General features: G+C 39.3%; 19 protein-coding genes. 10 read left to right on the top strand and 9 right to left on the bottom strand.

What is annotated here, in order from left to right; all coding sequences use genetic code 11:
* Positions 1–32 precede the first annotated feature (32 nt).
* From AB657_RS07190 to AB657_RS07160, 7 genes are all read right to left on the bottom strand, one after another.
* The gene (locus AB657_RS07190; RefSeq protein ID WP_047245875.1) at positions 33–1496 is read right to left on the bottom strand and encodes a Gfo/Idh/MocA family protein; all 1464 of its coding nucleotides are present in this window, start codon (positions 1494–1496) and stop codon (positions 33–35) included.
* Between the two features lie 10 nt (positions 1497–1506).
* Complete coding sequence (locus AB657_RS07185) at positions 1507–2298, bottom strand: 3-keto-disaccharide hydrolase (RefSeq protein WP_047245874.1); 792 nt, start codon at positions 2296–2298, stop codon at positions 1507–1509.
* A gap of 113 nt (positions 2299–2411) precedes the next feature.
* Complete coding sequence (locus AB657_RS07180) at positions 2412–3683, bottom strand: adenylosuccinate synthase (RefSeq protein ID WP_047245873.1); 1272 nt, start codon at positions 3681–3683, stop codon at positions 2412–2414.
* 18 nt (positions 3684–3701) lie between these two features.
* Positions 3702–4157, bottom strand: coding sequence for a Fur family transcriptional regulator (locus tag AB657_RS07175; protein WP_047245872.1), 456 nt, complete (start codon positions 4155–4157; stop codon positions 3702–3704).
* Positions 4158–4206: 49 nt separating this feature from the next.
* Positions 4207–6411, bottom strand: coding sequence for a RelA/SpoT family protein (locus AB657_RS07170; RefSeq protein WP_047245871.1), 2205 nt, complete (start codon positions 6409–6411; stop codon positions 4207–4209).
* 44 nt (positions 6412–6455) lie between these two features.
* The gene (locus AB657_RS07165; RefSeq protein WP_047245870.1) at positions 6456–7688 is read right to left on the bottom strand and encodes a M48 family metallopeptidase; all 1233 of its coding nucleotides are present in this window, start codon (positions 7686–7688) and stop codon (positions 6456–6458) included.
* 40 nt (positions 7689–7728) lie between these two features.
* Positions 7729–8535 carry a TrmH family RNA methyltransferase gene (locus AB657_RS07160; RefSeq protein WP_047245869.1) on the bottom strand — a complete coding sequence of 269 codons (807 nt, stop codon included), beginning with the start codon at positions 8533–8535 and terminating at the stop codon, positions 7729–7731.
* A 79-nt stretch (positions 8536–8614) separates the two neighbouring features.
* Here AB657_RS07160 and AB657_RS07155 point away from each other — a divergent pair, with 79 nt between their 5' ends.
* The 10 genes from AB657_RS07155 to AB657_RS07110 all read left to right on the top strand — a co-directional run bounded on the left by AB657_RS07155 (position 8615) and on the right by AB657_RS07110 (position 15938).
* The gene (locus tag AB657_RS07155; protein WP_232304854.1) at positions 8615–9427 is read left to right on the top strand and encodes a DUF6503 family protein; all 813 of its coding nucleotides are present in this window, start codon (positions 8615–8617) and stop codon (positions 9425–9427) included.
* A 108-nt stretch (positions 9428–9535) separates the two neighbouring features.
* Positions 9536–9784 (top strand): MoaD/ThiS family protein, encoded by a 249-nt coding sequence (locus AB657_RS07150; RefSeq protein ID WP_047245867.1) that lies wholly within the window; start codon positions 9536–9538, stop codon positions 9782–9784.
* Between the two features lie 2 nt (positions 9785–9786).
* Positions 9787–10203: a molybdenum cofactor biosynthesis protein MoaE gene (locus AB657_RS07145; protein WP_047245866.1), complete on the top strand. Its 417-nt coding sequence runs from the start codon at positions 9787–9789 to the stop codon at positions 10201–10203.
* A 77-nt stretch (positions 10204–10280) separates the two neighbouring features.
* Positions 10281–11264, top strand: a complete 984-nt coding sequence (moaA, locus tag AB657_RS07140) for a GTP 3',8-cyclase MoaA (protein ID WP_084696394.1) — start codon at positions 10281–10283, stop codon at positions 11262–11264.
* Positions 11264–11737 carry a cyclic pyranopterin monophosphate synthase MoaC gene (moaC, locus tag AB657_RS07135; protein ID WP_047245864.1) on the top strand — a complete coding sequence of 158 codons (474 nt, stop codon included), beginning with the start codon at positions 11264–11266 and terminating at the stop codon, positions 11735–11737. Before moaA ends, moaC begins: the two co-directional genes overlap by 1 nt.
* On the top strand, positions 11721–12314 hold the full coding sequence (locus tag AB657_RS07130; protein WP_047245863.1) for an NTP transferase domain-containing protein: 594 nt from the start codon (positions 11721–11723) through the stop codon (positions 12312–12314). Before moaC ends, AB657_RS07130 begins: the two co-directional genes overlap by 17 nt.
* On the top strand, positions 12311–13381 hold the full coding sequence (gene moeB / locus AB657_RS07125) for a HesA/MoeB/ThiF family protein (protein ID WP_047245862.1): 1071 nt from the start codon (positions 12311–12313) through the stop codon (positions 13379–13381). Before AB657_RS07130 ends, moeB begins: the two co-directional genes overlap by 4 nt.
* Positions 13365–14141: a sulfite exporter TauE/SafE family protein gene (locus AB657_RS07120; protein ID WP_052958653.1), complete on the top strand. Its 777-nt coding sequence runs from the start codon at positions 13365–13367 to the stop codon at positions 14139–14141. The genes moeB and AB657_RS07120 overlap by 17 nt, the downstream gene beginning before the upstream one ends.
* Positions 14142–14203: 62 nt before the next feature.
* Positions 14204–15394: a molybdopterin molybdotransferase MoeA gene (locus AB657_RS07115; RefSeq protein ID WP_047245861.1), complete on the top strand. Its 1191-nt coding sequence runs from the start codon at positions 14204–14206 to the stop codon at positions 15392–15394.
* A 118-nt stretch (positions 15395–15512) separates the two neighbouring features.
* Positions 15513–15938 carry a hypothetical protein gene (locus AB657_RS07110; protein WP_047245860.1) on the top strand — a complete coding sequence of 142 codons (426 nt, stop codon included), beginning with the start codon at positions 15513–15515 and terminating at the stop codon, positions 15936–15938.
* A 68-nt stretch (positions 15939–16006) separates the two neighbouring features.
* Here AB657_RS07110 and AB657_RS07105 read toward each other — a convergent pair whose 3' ends face one another.
* Together AB657_RS07105 and AB657_RS07100 are read right to left on the bottom strand one after the other, a co-directional pair.
* Positions 16007–17299: an amidohydrolase family protein gene (locus AB657_RS07105; protein WP_047245859.1), complete on the bottom strand. Its 1293-nt coding sequence runs from the start codon at positions 17297–17299 to the stop codon at positions 16007–16009.
* Between the two features lie 30 nt (positions 17300–17329).
* Positions 17330–20284, bottom strand: coding sequence for an amidohydrolase family protein (locus AB657_RS07100; protein ID WP_047245858.1), 2955 nt, complete (start codon positions 20282–20284; stop codon positions 17330–17332).
* Between the last annotated feature and the right edge of the window lie 133 nt (positions 20285–20417).

Below are 20417 nucleotides of genomic sequence, written 5' to 3'. Positions count from 1 at the left end.
GTGGCTTTTTTATGATAAAACGGGGATATTTTTTAAAAGTCCCTATAATTGCCCTCTAAGAATACATTCGCCTCTTCTTCTAGAAATTTGGCATTGGCACTGTCCCAATGAAGGGTTTTATTTGGAAACCTACCTGCAATGACTCCTAAAAGTATCGTTTCTGTCAGTCTTGATGCATATGAGAAGGGAGCACTGGTTTCACCTTCGCCCAAGCAGGCGTCCACAAATTGGTGATAATGTTTAGGGCCTTCCGAAGCATAGTCCCTAATAGGTTTTCCCATGTTGTTCGCTTTCTCTACCTCAGCAATTTCTGTAGATATATCCACATATTGGCCGTCTACTATTTTTTGTGGTAATTGCATAAAGTGAGGTAACAATAACCTTCCTTTTTCTCCAACGAACATAGCTCCTTGTTCAGGTAATTCTCCTTGTCCCGCAATTTTTGCGTCCAAAGAAATTTTATCCTCGACGGATTCGTTCTCTTTATTTTTTGAGGAGTCTTTATCAGATGTGTTGTCGGCTGTGTTCGGAAGTTTTAGGTCTTCGTGCATTTCTGGTGCTCCAGGACCATCGTACCATATCCATTTTAATGTTTCGGCAGTGTGTTCTGTACCCGGAAATTCATAGGTTACAATGTTTTTCTCCGGAAATCCAAATCCGTTGGGTTCCCTGCATTCATTTTTGATCGTTCGGGGAACATCCAGGTTTAAAGCGTTGTATGGGGTGTCGAAAATGTGTACGCCCATATCCCCTAAAGTACCGCAACCGTAGTCTACCAATTTTCTCCAGTTGCCGGGATGGTAGACTCCTTCTTTATATGGTCTTTCCGCTGAGGTACCCAACCATAGGTTCCAATCCAGAGTTTCCGGTACGGGGTCTTCACCTTCGGGAACAGGCCCGTCATAACCCCAATTTTTAGGAGACCATGCATGTACCGTATGTACTTTACCTATTATACCCGATTGTATTAATAAGGTGGCTAGTTTGTAATCGTAAAAAGAATGTACCTGAATGCCCATTTGTGTAACCAAGCCCTTTTCTTCGGCCAATTTTTTCATGGCTCTGGCCTCAGAAACATAGTGTGTTAATGGTTTTTGGCAATAGACGGGTTTGCTCATGTTCATGGCCATCATAGAAGCCGGAGCATGCGTATGGTCTGGTGTTGATACGATTACGGCATCAATTTCATCTCCGATTTCTTTAAGCATAACCCTATAATCCGTATATGTTTTTGCGTTGGGGTGTAATTTTTTTGCTGCTGCCAAATTGTTGGCGTCTACATCACATAATGCCGTTACATCTACTTTTGCATGCGAAGAGATGTCTCTCAAATCTTCACCTCCCATATTGCCTACACCTATGTGTGCCGTACGAAGGCGTTTTTGGGGTACAGCCGTTACTTTCTTTTCGTCTTTACAGGATAATAGTACAGATGGCATAATAGCCGTAGAGGATGCCAATAAAGCCGATTTTTTTAAGAATTCTCTTTTTTTCATGAATTATGAATTATAGTTTTTTGATTTTAATATTTCGAAACCAGATGGGGCTGGAGTGGTCTTGAAAGCCTATGTAGCCCGATTTGAATTTACCGTAGTCTTCACTGTTTTTCCATTTGTCAGAATTTTTTCTTTCGTACCAATCTTCTGACCATGGTACAAATGATAAGACCATTTGCCCGTTTAGCCAATGCTCTACTTTTTCGGGGGTAAATACAATTTTGGTAGAGTTCCATTCCCCCACCGGATGTAGAATTTTTTTACTGGCATCGGCTGCATGCATAGCATAATCAGAGGCCGTTTGTTGTAAAGGTTTTAGTTCTTCGGGGTTTTCCGTATAGCCCAAACTTTTATTGTAGGCGGTAAGGTCGTGGATACTTGCGTAATTTTCGTCGTCGATCAATTGGTATTCAGGGGCTACTTCCGGCGGTCCGCCATACCCCTCTTTTAAGTGGTAGAAAATTCCACTATTTCCCCCTTTTGGAAGTTTCCATTCCAAATAAAGTTCAAAATTCTCGAATTCTTCTGCGCCGTAAATAATGTCTTTTCCTCCGGTGTAATTTTGTTCAAGGCCCAATTCTGTGTCAAAAGTAAGTTCGCCGTTTTTGGCGACCCAGCCGGGTGGTAGCTCATCGCCGTTATAGGCGCGCCAACCTTTTGTACTTGTGCCGTCGAATAGAATTATCCATTCATCGTTGCTAGAGGTTTCTTGTGGGGCGGTCGTGTCTTTTTCTACTTTTTTATCGGTTTTGCAAGATTGATTTATAAGCAGAACAAGAAGGAGAAACTTAAGATATCTCATGGTGGGTTGTATTGGTTATTGGTTTGGTTCTGTAATTTAATAAAAAAAAAGGATAGGGGTACCGACTTTTGTCGGTACCCCTATCCTTGAAATAATTTGAGAGGTTGGTTTTGTTACCTGTAAATAGTCTGTGTTCGGTCTGGTCCGACAGAAACTATTTTAATGGGAACTTCAAGCTCTTTCTCTATAAACTCTATGTATTTGACCATACCGGTGGGTAATTGGTCAAATTTGTCCATTTGGGTCAAATCTTCTTCCCATCCATCCATTTCGGTATATATGGGAGTTACATTGTCCGCTTCAATATTAAAGGGAAGATGTTCTATTTTTTGACCTTTATAATTATATGCGGTACAAACTTTTAATTTTTTAAATCCGCTTAGCACATCACCTTTCATCATCATTAATTCGGTAACGCCATTAACCCTTACGGCGTACTTTAAAGCCACTAAGTCTAACCATCCACATCTTCTTGGTCTTCCTGTGGTAGCTCCAAACTCGTTACCTACACGCCCCATGGTGGCACCGTCTTCATCAAATAATTCTGTGGGGAAAGGACCGCTACCGACACGTGTGGTATAAGCTTTAAAAATACCTTTTACCTCACCGATTTGGTTTGGTGCAACCCCTAAACCTGTACAGGCACCTGCTGCAGTGGTGTTGGATGAGGTTACAAAAGGGTAGGTTCCAAAATCAATATCCAATAATGAGCCTTGGGCTCCTTCTGCCAATATTTTTTTACCTGATTTCTGTGCTTGGTACAGGTATTCTTCACTGTCTATAAAAGTAAGTTTTTTGAGTTCCTCGACAGCTTCAAAGAAATCGGCCTCTAGTTCTGCTAGGTCATATTGTATGTCCACATCATAAAAGCTTATCATAGCTTCGTGCTTATTGGCCAAATTTCTGTATTTCTCTTTCCAATCGTTTAGCTCTAAATCACCTATTCTCATACCATTTCTTCCGGTCTTGTCCATATAGGTAGGTCCTATTCCTTTTAGGGTAGAACCTATTTTCGCTTTTCCTTTTGAGGCTTCCGAAGCGGCATCCAACAAGCGGTGGGTGGGCAAGATCAAATGTGCTTTTCGTGATATTAATAGGATGGATTTGATGTCGAGGTCAAATTTCTTCAATGCATCTAATTCTTTTCTAAAGATAACGGGGTCGATAACCACACCGTTACCTACTACATTGATGGCTTTTTTATGAAAAATACCGGAGGGGATGGTATGTAGTACATGTTTTATCCCATCAAATTCCAATGTATGGCCGGCATTTGGACCACCTTGGAAACGTGCTATAATATCATAATTCTTTGTAAGGGCATCAACGATTTTTCCTTTTCCTTCGTCGCCCCATTGTAGGCCCAATAATAAATCTACTGCCATTTAAATATGCTTGCTTTATTAGTTACTTGTGTTTTCTTTCTTATTTTTTACGCCATAAAAGTACAGAGAGTGTGTGTTTATTTTTATATCGAACACTTCTTCTATGGTTTTTTTGATGGATTGTATTCTTGGGTCGCAAAACTCCATTACTTCTCCTGTATCCGTAAGAATAACATGGTCGTGCTGACGGTCGAAATATGATTTTTCGTATTGAGCCTGGTTTTTGCCGAATTGATGTTTTCGTACCAATTTACAGTCCAAAAGTAATTCTATGGTGTTGTATAAAGTTGCTCTACTTACGCGGTAGTTTTTGTTCTTCATTTTTATGTAGAGAGACTCTATGTCGAAGTGATCGTCACTATCATAAATTTCTTGAAGTATAGCATAACGCTCAGGTGTCTTTCTATGTCCGTTTTCTTCCAAAAAAGTAGTAAAGACGTTTTTTACGATTTCCTGATTTTTATTGGGAGCCATATACAACTATATTAAGGCACAAAGGTACAGTTAAATTTTAATTCCTATTCTAAAGTCTTGTGACTTTGTCAATGCCGTTTATTTGTTTCAGATTGTCGATCAACCTCTTTAAAATACCTTTATTCTTGACCACCACCGTAATTCTACCGGTGAAAGTTCCCCCATCGGTACTAAAGTTTAGGTTTCTCATGTTAACGTGCATGTTGTTGGATATAATTTCCGTTATATTACTTACCAGTCCAAGATTGTCGATACCGGTCAACTCAATATCGGCCTTAAATTCCTCTTGGGTAGAATCTACCCATTTTGCACTAATAATGCGATAGGCGTAGTTAGATTGCAACGAAATTGCATTGGGGCAGTTCTTCTTATGTACTTTAATGCCTTCGGAAACACTGACAAATCCGAAAACTTCATCTCCAGGTATGGGATTGCAACATTGAGATAATCTGTAATCCAATTTTTCCTCTTCTTTACCAAAGACCAAAAGGTCGTATTTAGAGGTAATCTCTTCTTTATTGATGTCTTCCGAAACTGGGTTTCTTCTAATCCTGTTTTTGAAAAAGCTTATAAACGCATTGTTGTAAGAAGAGGCAAAATCTTTTATCATTTGGTTGTCTATAGACCCAATGCCCACTCGATAGAAAAGATCCAAACTGGTTTTTAACTTGAAGTAGCTCACCATCTTGTTGATGGAATCCTCGTTCAGGTTGATCTTCTGCGATTTTAATTTTCTCCTTAATATTTCTTTGCCGTCTTCCGCTACGGATTTTTTCTCTTCCCTTAAAACTGATTTGATCTTGGCACGGGCCCTTGCGGTTGTTGCATAGTCCAACCAGTTTTGATTTGGTTTGGCTTGTTCAGAAGTAATAATCTCTACTTGATCTCCGCTATGTAAGGTAGTATTTAAGGGAACCAGCTTTCCATTGACCCTGGCACCTCTTGTTCTCATGCCTACCTCTGTATGTATATTGAAGGAAAAATCCAAGGGAGTAGCGCCTTTGGGCAGCGATTTTAATTCTCCCTTAGGTGTAAAGACGAAAATCTCTTTTGAATAGAGGTTTAATTTAAATTCCTCAACAAAATCTACGGCGTTCGTGTTCGAGTTCTCCAGAGCCTCTTGTAATTTGTTGAGCCATACCTCGATACCTTGTTCTTTTTGGTCTCCGTGCTTATATTTAAAATGAGCCGCATAACCTTTTTCCGCAATTTCATGCATGCGTTCACTCCTAATCTGCACTTCGACCCACTTGCCCTTTGGGCCCATTACGGTGATATGAAGTGCTTCGTAACCCGTGGATTTAGGAGATGAGATCCAATCCCGTAGCCTTACGGGGTTAGGGGTAAAGTGATCTGTGACTATAGAATATATTTTCCAGGCCAGGAACTTTTCGTTCTTGGCATCGGATTTATATATAATACGGATGGCGAACTTATCGTATATCTCATCAAAGCCAACATTTTGCACCTTCATTTTTCTCCGCATGGAAAAGATAGATTTCATGCGGCCCTTAATGGTATAATGGAGCCCCTCTTTTTTTAAAGAATTGTCTATTACATCCGAAAAGGCATCGATATAAGCTTGCTGCTCTTCTTTACTTTCCTCAATTTTACTTTTTATATCGTTATAGACTTCTGGCTCGGTATATTTTAAACTTAGGTCCTCTAATTCTGTTTTAATATTGTAAAGGCCTATTCTATGGGCCAGTGGCGCGTAAATGTAAAGAGTTTCAGATGATATTTTAACTTGCTTATGCTCTGGCATCGAGTCCATGGTGAGCATATTGTGGTAACGGTCCGCAATTTTGATGATGATTACCCTAACATCGTCGTTAAGGGTTAGCAACATTTTTCTGAAGTTCTCTGCCTGTTGAGATATGTTCATATCTTTCTTCAGGTGCGAAATTTTGGTGAGCCCGTCTACGATACGTGCTACGGTTTCGCCGAACATACGGTCTATATCGTCCAAAGTATACTCCGTATCTTCTACAACATCATGTAATAATGCCGAAGCAATGGAAACGGCATCCAGCCCTATTTCCGACGCTACGATCTTGGCAACGGCAATGGGGTGAAAAATATAGGCTTCGCCCGATTTTCTTCGTTGATTCTTATGTGCATCTACAGCAACCTCAAAAGCGCTTCTTATCAGCTTCTTATCGTCTTCTGTCAACGTTTGGTAGCTGATCCTAAGCAACTCTTTGTATTGCTTGGCAATAAGTTTGTTTTCTTTTTCTATGGCAGTCTGTAACATACTAGATTAAAAATAGTACAATCTTAACTGCTAGACAACAAAAATTATGCCTTTAAATTCTGTATTCTTTTAACCAGGGGCGGATGTGAGTAATGCATAAAAACATATGCAGGGTGAGGGGTAAGGTTGCTTAAACTGTTCTTTGATAATTTTTTTAAAGAGGATATCAGAGGGGTCTCCGAAAAAGTATTTTTGGCAAAATTATCGGCTTCATATTCAAATTTTCTGGATAAATAGTTCATTAACAGACCCGTAATTTCGGAGATAGGACTGTAAAGAATACCAAAACTTATCAGTGCGGCGTGGAAACTAGGCCGGGCCACGCCTATGGCCAGTGATAGGTTCGGGTTGTTTATAAAAATGGACAGGATAAAGAGCATAAGACCCGTCAATAAAATGGAAGTGGTTAAATTGAAAATAATGTGTTTTTTTTTGTAATGTCCGATTTCATGGGCCAAAACTGCCAAAATTTCATCTTCTTCCAGATCATTGATCAAGGTATCGTAAAGGGTAACCCTTTTTTCTTTGCCAAAACCCGAAAAATATGCATTTGCCTTAGTTGATCGTTTAGAACCGTTGATAACGAATATATTGTTGAGTTCAAAACCAACCTTGTTGGCGTACGATTCTATTTTTTCTTTGAGACTACCGTTTTGCAATGGTTCTTGTTTGTTGAATAGGGGCACTATTAGTTTGCTATAGAACAAGTTCATGAAAATGGTAAATACGGCCACTAAGAGCCAAGTATAGATCCAGAAGTCAGTACCGGCCCATTGAAAAAACCATATTACCATAGATAGAATTAAACCACCAACGATGATGATTATTAACCATCCTTTCAATTTATCGGAGATAAAGGTTTTCAAGGTAGTTTTGTTGAAACCGAACTTTTCTTCTATCACAAAAGTTTGATAGTACGAGAAAGGGGTGCTTAATAGATCGCTCCCTATAAGTATTATGCCAAAAAATATGAGGGCCTTTGGTATTGGGGCCGTAGTGATTTGGTTTGCTATGTTATCGACCCATGCGAACCCGCCGAATAAGAGAAAGGTCAAGATTAGAACCAATGAAAAAGTAGAGGTCAGTATTCCGAATCTATAATTGGTATACTTGTAAGCCTGTGATTTTTCGTATTCTTCAGCATTGTATACATCCCGTACGTCTTCGGGCACGGGGTCTTTAAACCTTTGGGCGTTGAGATAATTTAAAAAGCTCGTTAATAAAAATTCACCTATTAGTATCCCTATAATGCAATAAAAAACAAATGTATGATCCATATAGGTTTTTGAAATAAACGGTAAATTCTAAAATTTGTTGTCAGAATTTTCTTCGTTGTCTTTTGGCTTCAAATATAAGTATTGCCGCCGAGACAGAAACATTCATGGAGTCTATCTGCCCTTCCATGGGTATTATGATATTCTGAAAAGAGTTGGAAAGCCACTCGTTACTAAGTCCGCTATGTTCTGTTCCTACGACGATGGCCGAAGGTTCTGTATAATCAACTTCGGTATATGGTTGTGAAGCCGATAAGGCAGCGCAGTATATTTTTATATTGTTCTCTTTAAAAAAAGAGATGATGGCACTGGTATCTGCCATAACTATGTTTCTTGAAAACACGCACCCTACGCTAGATCGTATGATATTAGGATTGTATAGGTCTGTTTTTGGGTTGGCGATAAAAACGGCATCTAAATTTGCTGCATCGGCAGTCCTAAGTAATGCTCCTATGTTACCCGGTTTCTCGGGAGCCTCTGCCACCAATATCAGTGGATTTTCATTTTTTAGTTTTAGTTGAGACAAATCGTGGTTTTGGGCTTTGGCCAAGGCAATAATACCTTCCGTAGAATCGCGATGGGCCATTTTTTTATAGACCTCCGTACTTACAGATATAAGAATTGACGTATCTATGTCGGATAACGAATCGAGAGTCGTTTGGTCTAAAAGTGGCTCGCAAAAAAGAATGTTCTCTATTTGATAATCTCCTTTTAAAGCAAGATCCAGTTCGCGTTGTCCTTCAAGAACAAAAAGTCCGGTCTTTTTTCGATCTCTTGACTTTTCTTTTAAATGAACTATTTTCTTGATCAAGGCATTCTGTATGCTACTAATATGTTTTATATCTTCCATAAATTACAAAAGTACTTGAATCTGTTAAGTAATGGCAATAGTTTCGACCTAAGGGGAAATATAATTTAAATTTAAAGGAATGATGAAAAAATTAATATTGTCGGTAGTCGTAATCGGATTTTTTGGATGTAAAGAACAGGTTCAAAAAAAAGAACCTATAACAAAGGATGCGACGACCACTGTAGAACAGGACCATAAGAAATTCCCAGAAGACCTAAACAAGGTTTTTGATGCACATGGCGGGTTTGATAACTGGAAAGGATATCGGAGCCTTTCTTTCGATTTGCCCAAAGGCGACATTAAAGAAACCCATTATATAGATTTGATCACTAGAAAAGATAAAATAACAATGGATGCTAATGATGTATCATTGGGGTTTGATGGAGATCAGGTATGGTTGTCCGACCCAAAGGGCGAGTACAAGGGGGACCCTGTATTTTATCACAATCTAATGTTCTATTTTTATACGATGCCTTTTGTGTTTGGTGATGACGGCATAAACTACGAAGAGGCCGAAAACTTAGAGTTCGAGGGAGTTTCTTACCCTGGTATTCTTATAACGTATAATAGTGGGGTAGGGGCCTCGCCAAAAGATGAGTACTATCTGTATTACAATCCAGATACATTTCAGATGGAGTGGTTGGGGTATACTGTTACCTATCGTACGGGAGAGGCTTCGGATAAGGTCAATTGGATCAGGTACAATGATTGGATGAAGGTAGAAGAGGTTGTTTTGCCCAAATCTATATCTTGGTATACGCATGAGGACAAAAAAATGATCGGAGTAAGAAATGCGGTATCTTTTGAGAATGTAGTATTGCAAAAAACGGCCAAAGACAATGGGTTTTATGACAAACCTGATGGTGGCAGTTATGTAAATGGAAAAAAGTAAAAACCTTTGTCAAATTTATAAATTTAAAGAAAGGTTAAATCAAAAGTCGTATAGTTTAGTTCTTGTATAATTATAAGTATCTTAGAAGTTCTTGAAAAAAATAATCGAATGGGGGTGGAAATGTTGTTTTTTGGCATTGCCAAAGATATTGTAGGGGTCTCACAGATGGAATTTTCCTTTAATATGGAAAATGTTGGTTCTGTCGGAGATTTAAAAGTGCAATTAATGGAGCAGTATCCTGCGCTGTCTAAACTATCTAGCTTTGCATTGGCGGTAAATGGTGAATATGCCCAAGATGATTTAATTTTAAAAAGCAACGATGAGGTGGCCGTAATTCCACCGGTAAGCGGAGGTTGATCATGAAAAAAACAGTAGAAATAGTAGATGACCTGGATACTAAAACGGTCTACGACGAATTATCGGATCGTAGTAGTGGTGGCATATGTGTTTTCTTTGGGGCCGTTAGGGAATTTACCGATAATGAAGAGGTGACGGCGTTGGAATTTGAGGCCTATAAGTCCATGGCATTAAAAGAAATGGATAAAATTGCGGATATGGCCATAGCCAAGTGGAACTTGAATAAAGTGGTCATAAAACATGCGGTCGGAAAGAAAAAGGTAGAGGAACCAGTGGTTATAGTTGGTGCTTCTTCGGCACATAGGTCGGCTTGTTTTGAAGCCTGTAGGTTTTTAATAGATACCTTAAAGGAAACTGTTCCCATTTGGAAGAAAGAAATATTTAAGAATAAGTCTGTTTGGGTTTCGGCCCATCCATAAGATTCCATAGGAAAAGCACAAACCCACTGATAATTATATGGGGGGCAATGCAAAAAAAAAGGATATTATAAAATACGATGCTAGTAGATAACCATCAAAGAAAAATTAATTACCTCAGACTCGCGGTAACCGATAGGTGCAATTTGCGTTGCAATTATTGTATGCCCGCCGAAGGTATTGATTTTGTGAAAAACGATCGGTTATTGACCATCGATGAATTGTCCAGACTAAGTGCCATATTGGTTTCACTTGGTATCGACAAAATTAGAATTACCGGGGGAGAACCTTTCGTACGAAAAGATTTGATGCAATTAATACGTCAGCTTTCAAATATGAAAGGCCTAAACGATATCTCCATTACCACCAATGCTACTTTAATTGGGCCATACATAGATAAATTAAAATCTTTGGGTATCAAAAATATCAATGTAAGCTTGGATGCCATAGACAAGGATACTTTTGAGCGCATTACAAGAAGGGATCAATATGATACGGTGCATAATAACCTTTTAAGACTTATTACAGAGGGTTTTAATGTGCGTATCAATTTTATAGCTTTAGAGCATCAGAATACCCAAGATATATTACCTGTTTTAGAATTGGCCAAACATTATAAGGTATCTGTTCGGTTTTTAGAAGAAATGCCCTTTAACGGCGGTTCAAAATCTTTTCAGAAAATAAAGTGGGATTACAAGCACATATTGGCTCACATAAAATCTGCTTATCCCGATTATTATAGGTTGCCTTCTCCAAAAACCTCTACCTCTATCAATTATAAGATTCCAGGTTTTAAAGGTACTTTTGGGGTAATACCATCCTTTAGTAGAACATTTTGTGGTAGTTGTAATCGCCTCCGTATTTCCGCTACCGGAGATGTAATTACCTGCTTGTACGCCAAAGCGAGCCATAATCTTAGAGATATTATGAGGGCTACCGGTTCTGGGGAAAAAATAAAAGAACAAGTTTTATTGGCGGTTGGAAATAGGGCCAAGACAGGTTTTGAGGCCCAAGAAAAGTATAAAAGTGTATTTTCTAATTCAATGACTTCAATCGGGGGATAATGAAAGAAAAATTATCACATATTAATGAGGATGGCAATGCGGCAATGGTGGATGTTTCAGAGAAAACACCTACGACCAGGGTCGCCGTAGCTTCCGGTAAAGTAAAGTTTCCTTCCCATATTTTTGAAATACTTGCGAAACAAGATTTTCTGGGAAAAAAGGGAAGCATTGTACAAACAGCTGTAATCGCGGGAATACAGGGCGTAAAAAAAACATCGGAACTAATTCCTTTGTGCCATCAGATCAACCTTTCTAAAGTTGGGTTGGATATTGTGCCGGGTGTTAACGAGTTTAAAATTAGCTGTACCGTTAAGTGCAATGAAAAAACGGGGGTAGAGATGGAGGCTTTGACGGGTGTATCGGTCGCCGCCCTAACAATCTACGATATGTGCAAGGCCCTGTCTCAAGATATTGTAATCTCCGAGGTACAACTTGAACAAAAATCGGGAGGAAAAAATGATTTCAGAAGATAAGATTTACGGGCTAGTACTATCTGGGGGGAAGAGTACCAGAATGGGTATGGATAAGGGGCTGATACCATATCACGGAGTGCCACAACGCGAATATTTGTACGAGCTTTTAGAAAAGGTTTGCGAGAAAGTGTTTATGAGCGTACGTGGTGATCAATTGGAAGAAGTGGACAATAGATTTAATACCATTGTCGATTCCGATGAGTTTCGTGGTCCTTATAATGGTTTGCTTTCAGCCCATAAAAAATATCCGGAAGCGGCCTGGTTGGTCTTGGCATGTGATCTTCCGCTAATAGATGAAGCAGCATTAAACGATTTGCTTCTAAAAAGAGATCCCAAGAAATTGGCAACTGCATATGCGGTAAAAGAAAACCCCTTGCCAGAGCCGTTATGTGCCATTTGGGAACCACAGGCTTTAGAAAAGTCTATTGTTTATTTAGGGAAGGGCAATAGCTCATGTCCCCGTAAGTTTTTGATCAATAACGATGTAAAGTTGGTTTTTCCTGATCGCCCCGAAGTATTGATGAACGCCAATTCACAAACAGAGTATAAGGAAGCATTGCAAAAACTAGAGTTGTGAGTGTTAGGTATCAAAGACAGGTTATTTTATCGGGCTTTGGAAAAAAAGGACAGGATGCCCTAAAGAAATCTAAAGTTTTGGTAGTTGGTGCGGGTGGACTAGGGGTGCCTGTGCTGGTCTATTTAAATGCGATGGGAGTCGGTACTTTGGGTGTTGTAGATGCTGATAAGGTGTCTAAATCAAACTTACATAGGCAAGTTTTATATACCGATGCAATGGTAGGGCAACCTAAAGTTGTAGCCGCCAAGAATCAGCTTCAAGCCCAAAACCCAGAAACAAAAATTGATATTTACCAGGTATTTCTGGGTATCGATAATGCCATGGAAATTATTGAAAAATATGATTTAGTAGTGGATGCCACCGATAATTTTCCCGCAAGGTACTTGATCAATGATGCTTGTGTACTATTAAAAAAGCCTTTTGTTTATGGTGCCTTACATGGTTTTGAGGGGCAGATTAGTGTTTTTAACTATAAAAATGGGCCAACCTATCGTTGTTTGTTTCCGGCAATGCCGAATGCCGATGAGGTTCCAAATTGTAACGAACATGGTGTTTTAGGAATTTTACCGGGTATTATCGGTAATTTTCAGGCATTGGAAGCTATCAAGGTTCTTACCGGTCTCGGAGATGTTTTGTCGGGCGTTTTATTGTTGTACGATGCCCTGTCACAACAAAGTAAGCAAATTAGGTTCAAGGTAAACTCCGATAATCTAAAATTAAAGAGTTTGGCCCATAGCTATGATTTTGATTGCCATACATCGGTGAAATCTATTGAACCAGGGCAATTTCAAAAATTACTCTCTAGGGGAGATATGGAATTGGTGGATGTTCGCACCAAAGAAGAATTTGATAAAATGCATTTAAAGGGTGCAAAGCATATCCCTTTAAACCAGCTAGAGCAAGAAAAAGATAAGATAAACATGTCCTGCACGGTCTATTTAATATGTCAATCGGGAGTAAGAAGCTTAAAAGCTGCATTGTTGTTGCAAGAGTTCTTTCCAGATAAAGAATTCATAAATGTAAAAGGGGGAATGAACCTAGTTGGAAATTATGCAGATACCTATTGAGAATTTAGTATTACTGTGTTTGGGTTTTTTTGTCATAGCAACACTATATTCTTCGGTAGGTTTTGGCGGCGGGTCTAGTTATTTGGCATTGTTGACTCTTTTTTTGGGCAGTTTTTTTGCCATACGCTCCATTGCCCTAGTCTGTAATTTAGTAGTGGTCTCGGGTAGTACCTATTTGTATTTTAAAAATGGGCATGCAAAATTAAAAGACTTTTTACCTTTTGTAATTACCAGTATACCCTTGGCGTTTTTAGGGGCTTCCTTTAGGCTAAAAGAGAGTGTTTTTTTTGTGATTCTTGGTATTTCCCTAATATTCTCGGCAGTGTTTTTGGCTCTGCAAACCTTTACTTGGAAACCTGTTAAAAATGAAACCAGGGAATACCCTAAATACTTAAGTTATATTTTGGGTGTGGGCATAGGTTTTTTATCGGGCTTGGTAGGTATTGGTGGCGGTATTTTTTTGGCTCCAGTATTAAATCATTTAAAATGGGACAAGGCTATTAAAATTGCAGCTTTAGCGAGCTTTTTTATTTTGGTGAATTCTGTGTCCGGTCTTTTAGGTCTGGTATCCAGTGGTTCGTTGACATTGCCATGGGTAGAAACTTTGTGTCTGGGCCTTACCGTTTTCTTAGGAGGGCAACTAGGAATCAGAATTAGCCTAAAAAGACTTTCGGCACATGAAATAAAAAGAATAACCGCCTTGTTGGTATTTATTGTGGGGATAAGGGTTTTGCTGGTCAATGGCCTCAATGTTTTTTAGAAGAAGGAATTTACCCAAGAAATTGAACGGTAAAAATTAATTAAGATAAAAAAAATTAAGGTATGATTACGTATAAAGAAGCTTTGGAAAAGGTTCTTGGACACCAACTAAGTTTGGGGTCGGAATATGTTCCGTTACTTGAAAGTACAGGAAGGTTTTTGGATGAACCGGTTTATGCCGATCGCGATTTTCCTCCGTTCAATAGAGCTACCAAAGACGGAATCGCCATTAATTTCAAAGTAATAGAAGAAGATATAAAAAATGTACCCGTAGAAGGCATGGCCAGTGCAGGTATGGAGCAACAAACACTGCATAACTTAAAAGGATGTATGGAGGTAATGACGGGAGCCGTGGTTCCAAAGAACGCCGATACCGTAGTAATGTACGAACATTTAAGTATAATTGATGGCGTGGCGACCGTTAATAAAGAAGTGGCCAAAGGACAAAATATTCATTATAAAGGAAGTGATGTATTGCATGGGACTAAAATATTGTCAAGAGGCATAAAAATTACTCCAGCAGAAATAGGGGTGATGGCGTCTGTGGGAAAATCGGAAGTTTTAGTAAAGAAGCTGCCCAAAGTGTGTGCAATAGCTACAGGCAATGAATTGGTGGACGTTCATATAAAACCAGAACCGCACCAAATACGAAAATCGAACAGTTTAACCATTTTGTCGGCACTTTCCAATCTCGGTATACAAGGCAGTTCTTTGCATTTGGTGGATGATAAAGACAGTATTGAAGAAGGATTGAAAAAAGCATTGGACGAGAACGATGTGCTATTATTGAGCGGAGGTGTATCTAAAGGTAAGTTTGATTTTATACCAGAGGTAATGGCGGGCTTGGGGGTAGAGAAAATATTTCATAGGGTTGCGCAACGACCTGGAAAACCTTTTTGGTTCGGTATACAACGAGCATCAAATACTATTGTTTTTTCTTTTCCAGGCAATCCGGTCTCTACGTTTGCAAACTACCATATCTATTTTTTGCCGTGGTTGTATGCTTCATATAATATACCTACAGAAAGGGAGTGGGCCAAATTATCGGTCGAATTAAGTATTGCTCCGCCATTAACACGATTTATTCAAGTAAAAAAAATCTGGAAAGATGGGGGTTTATGGGCTGAGCCGGTGGTAGAAAATGGCTCCGGTGATTTAACCAGCCTTTCCAAGGCCGACGGATTTATTTGTTTAGAACCCAAGACGAATAAGTACCAAATTGGTGAATTGGTTCATATTGTAAGCATAAGATAGATGGGTGAGTTGTTTAAAAAATAATCGTACCTTTCTGTTAATTAGTTGTTTAGCTATTTTTAAGGTGGTGGGTCATATTTTGTTCAACTGCCTATTTGTATAACTTAAGTGTATAATTATGAATCCGATTATTAAGAATATAATAGCTGTTATAGCAGGGGTTGCTATCGGGAGTGTCGTAAACATGGGTATTGTAATGGTCAGTGGGGCCATAATTCCCCCTCCGGAAGGTGGTGATATTACTACTATGGAAGGGTTAAAGGCAACTATGCATTTGTTTGAACCCAAACATTTTGTGTTCCCATTTTTGGCTCATGCATTGGGCACTTTGGCCGGGGCATTTGTTGCGGCCAAAATAGCTGCTAGCCATAAAATTAAAATGGCCCTGATTATTGGTGTATTCTTTTTTATAGGGGGTGCGGTAAATATTAGTATGTTGGGCGGCCCTATCTGGTTTAGTGTTTTAGACCTGGCGATAGCTTATATTCCAATGGCTTACTTAGGAGGTAGATGGGGCGGCCATAAGATGGTAGTTAACGTTTAAAACATAGGAAATAAAAAAGCCGGATTTAAAATCCGGCTTTTTTTTGGAATATAGTTAGGGATAAGAGATTATTTACCTTCATATTTGCCCATGTATCGTTTCCATAATTCTGTTTGGTGGGTTTCCAAAGAAATATTTCTTCCATCGATAAAAGCGTGTGTCAATTGATTGGTGCGCATATCTAAAGCATCACCCTCAGAGATGAAAAGTGTAGCGCTTTTTCCAACTTCCAGGGTGCCATAGCTATCATCGATACCTAAAATTTTAGCGTTGTTACCTGTAATAAGCTGAAGTGCAGTTTCTTTATTCATACCCTGTTGTCCTAGTTGTCCGGCATAAAAGGGTAGGTTACGGGTTTGAAAGTTCTCGGCATCACTGTTCTGTAACCCGACCATTAGGCCTGCGTCCACCAATAATTTTGGTAATTTATAAGGCAGGTCATAATCATCGTCGTCGTACACGGGAAGGTTGTGTGTATACTGAACCAGAACAGGAATGTTGTTCTTTTTAATGAAGTCGGTAATTTTATAGGCATGGTAGCCCCCTACCAACACAATATCCTTTATTTTGTTCGCTTTCAAAGTGTTTATTGCGTCAATGATCTCTTTTTCACCATCGGCATAGACATATAGTTTTTGAGAACCATCAAAAAGCCCTTGCATGGCTGCAAAAGCTGGATTTACTTCATTGGGCGAGCTTTTTCCGTATGCAAATGAATTCTTTATGAAAGCAACAACTTCATCAATTTCTTCGGCATACTTTTCATTTGGCTTATAGCCCCTATCTTCGCCCATCCACGGACGGCCTCGTCTAAAGGTATTTGGCCAATGTAAATGAATACCGTCATCTACTTTGATGGCTGCGTCTTCCCAGTTCCATGCATCGAACTGAACAATAGAGGAGGTACCTGAAATTCTTCCACCTACCGGTGCTATTTGACTAATTAAAACGCCATTGGGTCTCATGCTTTCCACAACTTTAGATTCGGCATTATAAGCTACCAAACTACGAACGTGAGGTATCAGATCACCGATCTCGTCTTGGTCGTCACTGGCCCTTACCGCATCTACTTCGACTAGACCCAAAGATTTTCCGGGTGCTATAAAACCCGGGTATACATGTTTTCCTTCGGCATTTATTATGGTTCCTTTTCTGGCAATTTTCATTTTTGAGTCGCCTACAAAAGTTAATTTTCCGTCCTCGAACATTATCAAGGAACTTTCTATGACCTCACCATTTCCCAAATGAGCTGTGGCTCCTTCGATAGTAATGGCTTCGGTTTGGTTTGAAGCTGGGGTCTGTTGTGCCAAACTGGGTAAATAAACCCCTATCGCTACTAGTAGAAATATTATTTTTTTCATCATATATTTTATTATCGTTTGAGTAGAATATTAAAGACTTTCACAAGTGAAGTTTCTTTTGGTTCGTTGTTTGGGACCTTGCATCTTGCCGCCACCGGCTTTTTCTTTCAACATCATTTTTACCAATTGGCTGCGTTCTTGTTTAATGGCTTCTCGCTGCATTTTATCCTTTTCAAGGTCAAAATATACGGCACCTTCTATTATTGTTTTTTCAGCTTTACTGTAAACGGATAAGGGGTGTCCGGACCATAGTACAACGTCTGCATCCTTACCTTCTTTTATACTACCCACACGATCGTCTATATGCAAAAGTTTTGCAGGGTTGATGGTAACCATTTTCCAAGCTTCCAATTCGGACATACCGCCATATTTCACCGTTTTGGCTGCTTCTTGATTCAGGCGTCGAATCATTTCCTGGTCATCACTATTTATAGCTACGGTAATACCTTGAGACTGCATAATGGCGGCATTGTAAGGTATAGCGTCGTTAACTTCGTATTTGTAGGCCCACCAATCACTAAAAGTACCGGCACCTACACCATGTTCCGCCATCTTATCGGCAACTTTATAGCCTTCAAGAATATGGGTAAACGTATTTACGCGAAAACCGAATTTCTCGGCAACTTTCATCATCATGTTAATTTCGCTCTGCACGTACGAGTGGCAACTTATAAAACGTTCGCCGTTTATGATTTCGGCCAGAACTTCCATTTCTTCATCATAACGATAGGGTTCTCCGCTTTTCTTCTTTTCGTCATATTCCTTGGCTCTTTGGAAATAGTTGGTGAATACCTGTTCTACGCCCATACGGGTTTGTGGAAAACGAGAATAACTGCCCCAGTTAGACTGTTTTACGTTTTCACCAAGTGCGAACTTTATAAATTTGGGCGAATTGTCGTAGATAAGTCCATCGGCATCTTCTCCCCATTTAAGTTTTAGAATTGCAGAGCGACCACCTATAGGGTTGGCTGAACCGTGCAATAGCTGTAAAGAAGTAACTCCCCCTGCCAAAGAACGATAGATACCCATGTGTTCTGGATCTACTACATCTTCCATTTTTACTTCGGCGGAACTATTGTGCCCCGATTCGTTGACCCCAAGCGCTGCGATGTGACTGTGCTCATCTATAATACCGGCCGTAAGGTGTTTACCGGTAGCATCTATTACTTTGGCACCACTTGATTTTAGGTCCTTTCCTATTTTGACTATTTTACCGTTTTTAATAAGCACATCTGTGTTTTCTAAAATACCTGCTTCTTCGCCGGTCCAGACAGTCGCATTTTTGAATAACAGCGTTTCTTGTTTTGGTTTTGATTTATAACCATACCCAACATTTGGATAGGTTACCGGCATAATTTTAGGAGTCTTAGAGGCGTCCTTTTCTTTTTTGTCATTCTGTGCCAAACCTGATTTTTTGGTTGCTGTAAAAAAGCTCTCTGTGCCATCGGGCAATATTAACCTGCCCGATAGGTTGTCCGAATCGGGTACAACAGCACCTGTCATCCGATAGTTTTTCTCTCCTTTATCGGCAGAAAAGGAAAAGGTGATCCAATGGTCCTTATAAGATAATTTAGAAGGTAATTTAAGCGTGTCCTTTTTTACTTCTAATTTGGGTTTTGTTACTTCACCCGTAATGGAGATATCATAAGAGTTACCTTCCAAGGTTAAACTATAGTCGCCCCTAATGTCTTTGGTCTCTTTATCGTTGATTACGTTTTTGTTTCCTTGGACCCAATTTTCATATAGGATGGTAGATTTGTCGAAAATATCGCCCGAAGTAATCAAAAAGTTGGCATAAGCTCCTGATTTAAGGCTGCCCAGTTCGTCAGATTTACCTAAAATTTGGGCCGGCATGGTAGTCAATGCCTCCAAGGCCTTTGTTTTTGATAAACCGTAGGTAATGGCCTTTAAGAGGTTGTCCTTGAATTTGGACATTGATTTTGAATCATAGGTCGTTAATGAAAAAGGAACATCGTTTTCGGCCAAAACTTTTGGGTTTGTTGGGGCTTGGTTCCAAAAACGCATATCTTTTAGAGAAACATAATCTGCTTGGTAAGGGTCTGAAACATCATAGGCATCCGGAAAATTTAGAGGTATGATATATTTTGCGTTCGTAGCCTTAATCTCAGCAATTCTTTCAAACTCGTTACCACCACCTAAAATGGTATATTGTATACCGTAGGCATCACCAATTTTGTCAGCCCTTAAAGCGTTTCCTTTGTCTTTGGCCTCAAAAATTTGAACAAGCTGCTTGTTTCTTATTAAAGCCTCCAAAGAACGGTCCTTAGTGTCAGAGTTGCCTTGCTCGTACCAATTTGCATCACTGTACATTTGTCGTAATAATGCCAATGCACCCATTAGTGATGTTGGATACGACTGTTGTTTTAGTACACTTTTGGTCAGTGAAAAATATTGGGCGGAACGGTCGTCTAAAATACGATTGGCATCCGTGCCCTGATCGTTTAGAGCGATCAGTACCCCGGTTCCTCTTGCAATACCGTCATGTATGTGCGAGTTTACGGCACCAAAACCTGCTTTGATCAATTCTTTGGCCGCTTTTTCATCATATTTAAAACTGTTAATAGCGGCATTCTCAGGCATAATATGATCGTTCCAGTAATATCCTTCCCTTTCGGCTTCATATTGTGCTGATCTGCCCCTTCCCGGTTTTCTTTTGGGCTGTTCAACACCAAATTTTGAATAAACATCGATAAAAGAGGGGTAAATAGATTTGCCTTCCAAGTCTACTACGACCGTATTTTCTGGAAGTTTTACGGATTTTCCTGTATTTACAACTTTTCCGTTTCTGATCAATAAGGTGCCTTTTTGGATAACCTGGGTCGGCGTTACAAAAATTTTGGCATTTGTAAAGGCTGTATAGTTATTGTTTTTTGCCTTAACACCATCATTTTTAGGGAAATAGTCTTGTGAAAAGACCAAGGTACTACACCATAACAGGCATAGTGAAAAAAGAATTTTTTTCATTTTGAGTTTGTTTGATTAGTCGTTTAAAATTAAGACTTGAAAAGTGGCTCAAAGAAAATTTTAGTATTTTTTAACAATTAAATTATTGGGATCAAGCAACTTCGTTTTTATCTAATGAAGAATTGATTATTCT

It is taken from the genome of Maribacter thermophilus (assembly GCF_001020565.1).
GTDB lineage: Bacteria > Bacteroidota > Bacteroidia > Flavobacteriales > Flavobacteriaceae > Maribacter > Maribacter thermophilus.
Note: the sequence above shows the minus strand (reverse complement) of the source record. Positions and strands in the feature narration are given on the sequence as shown.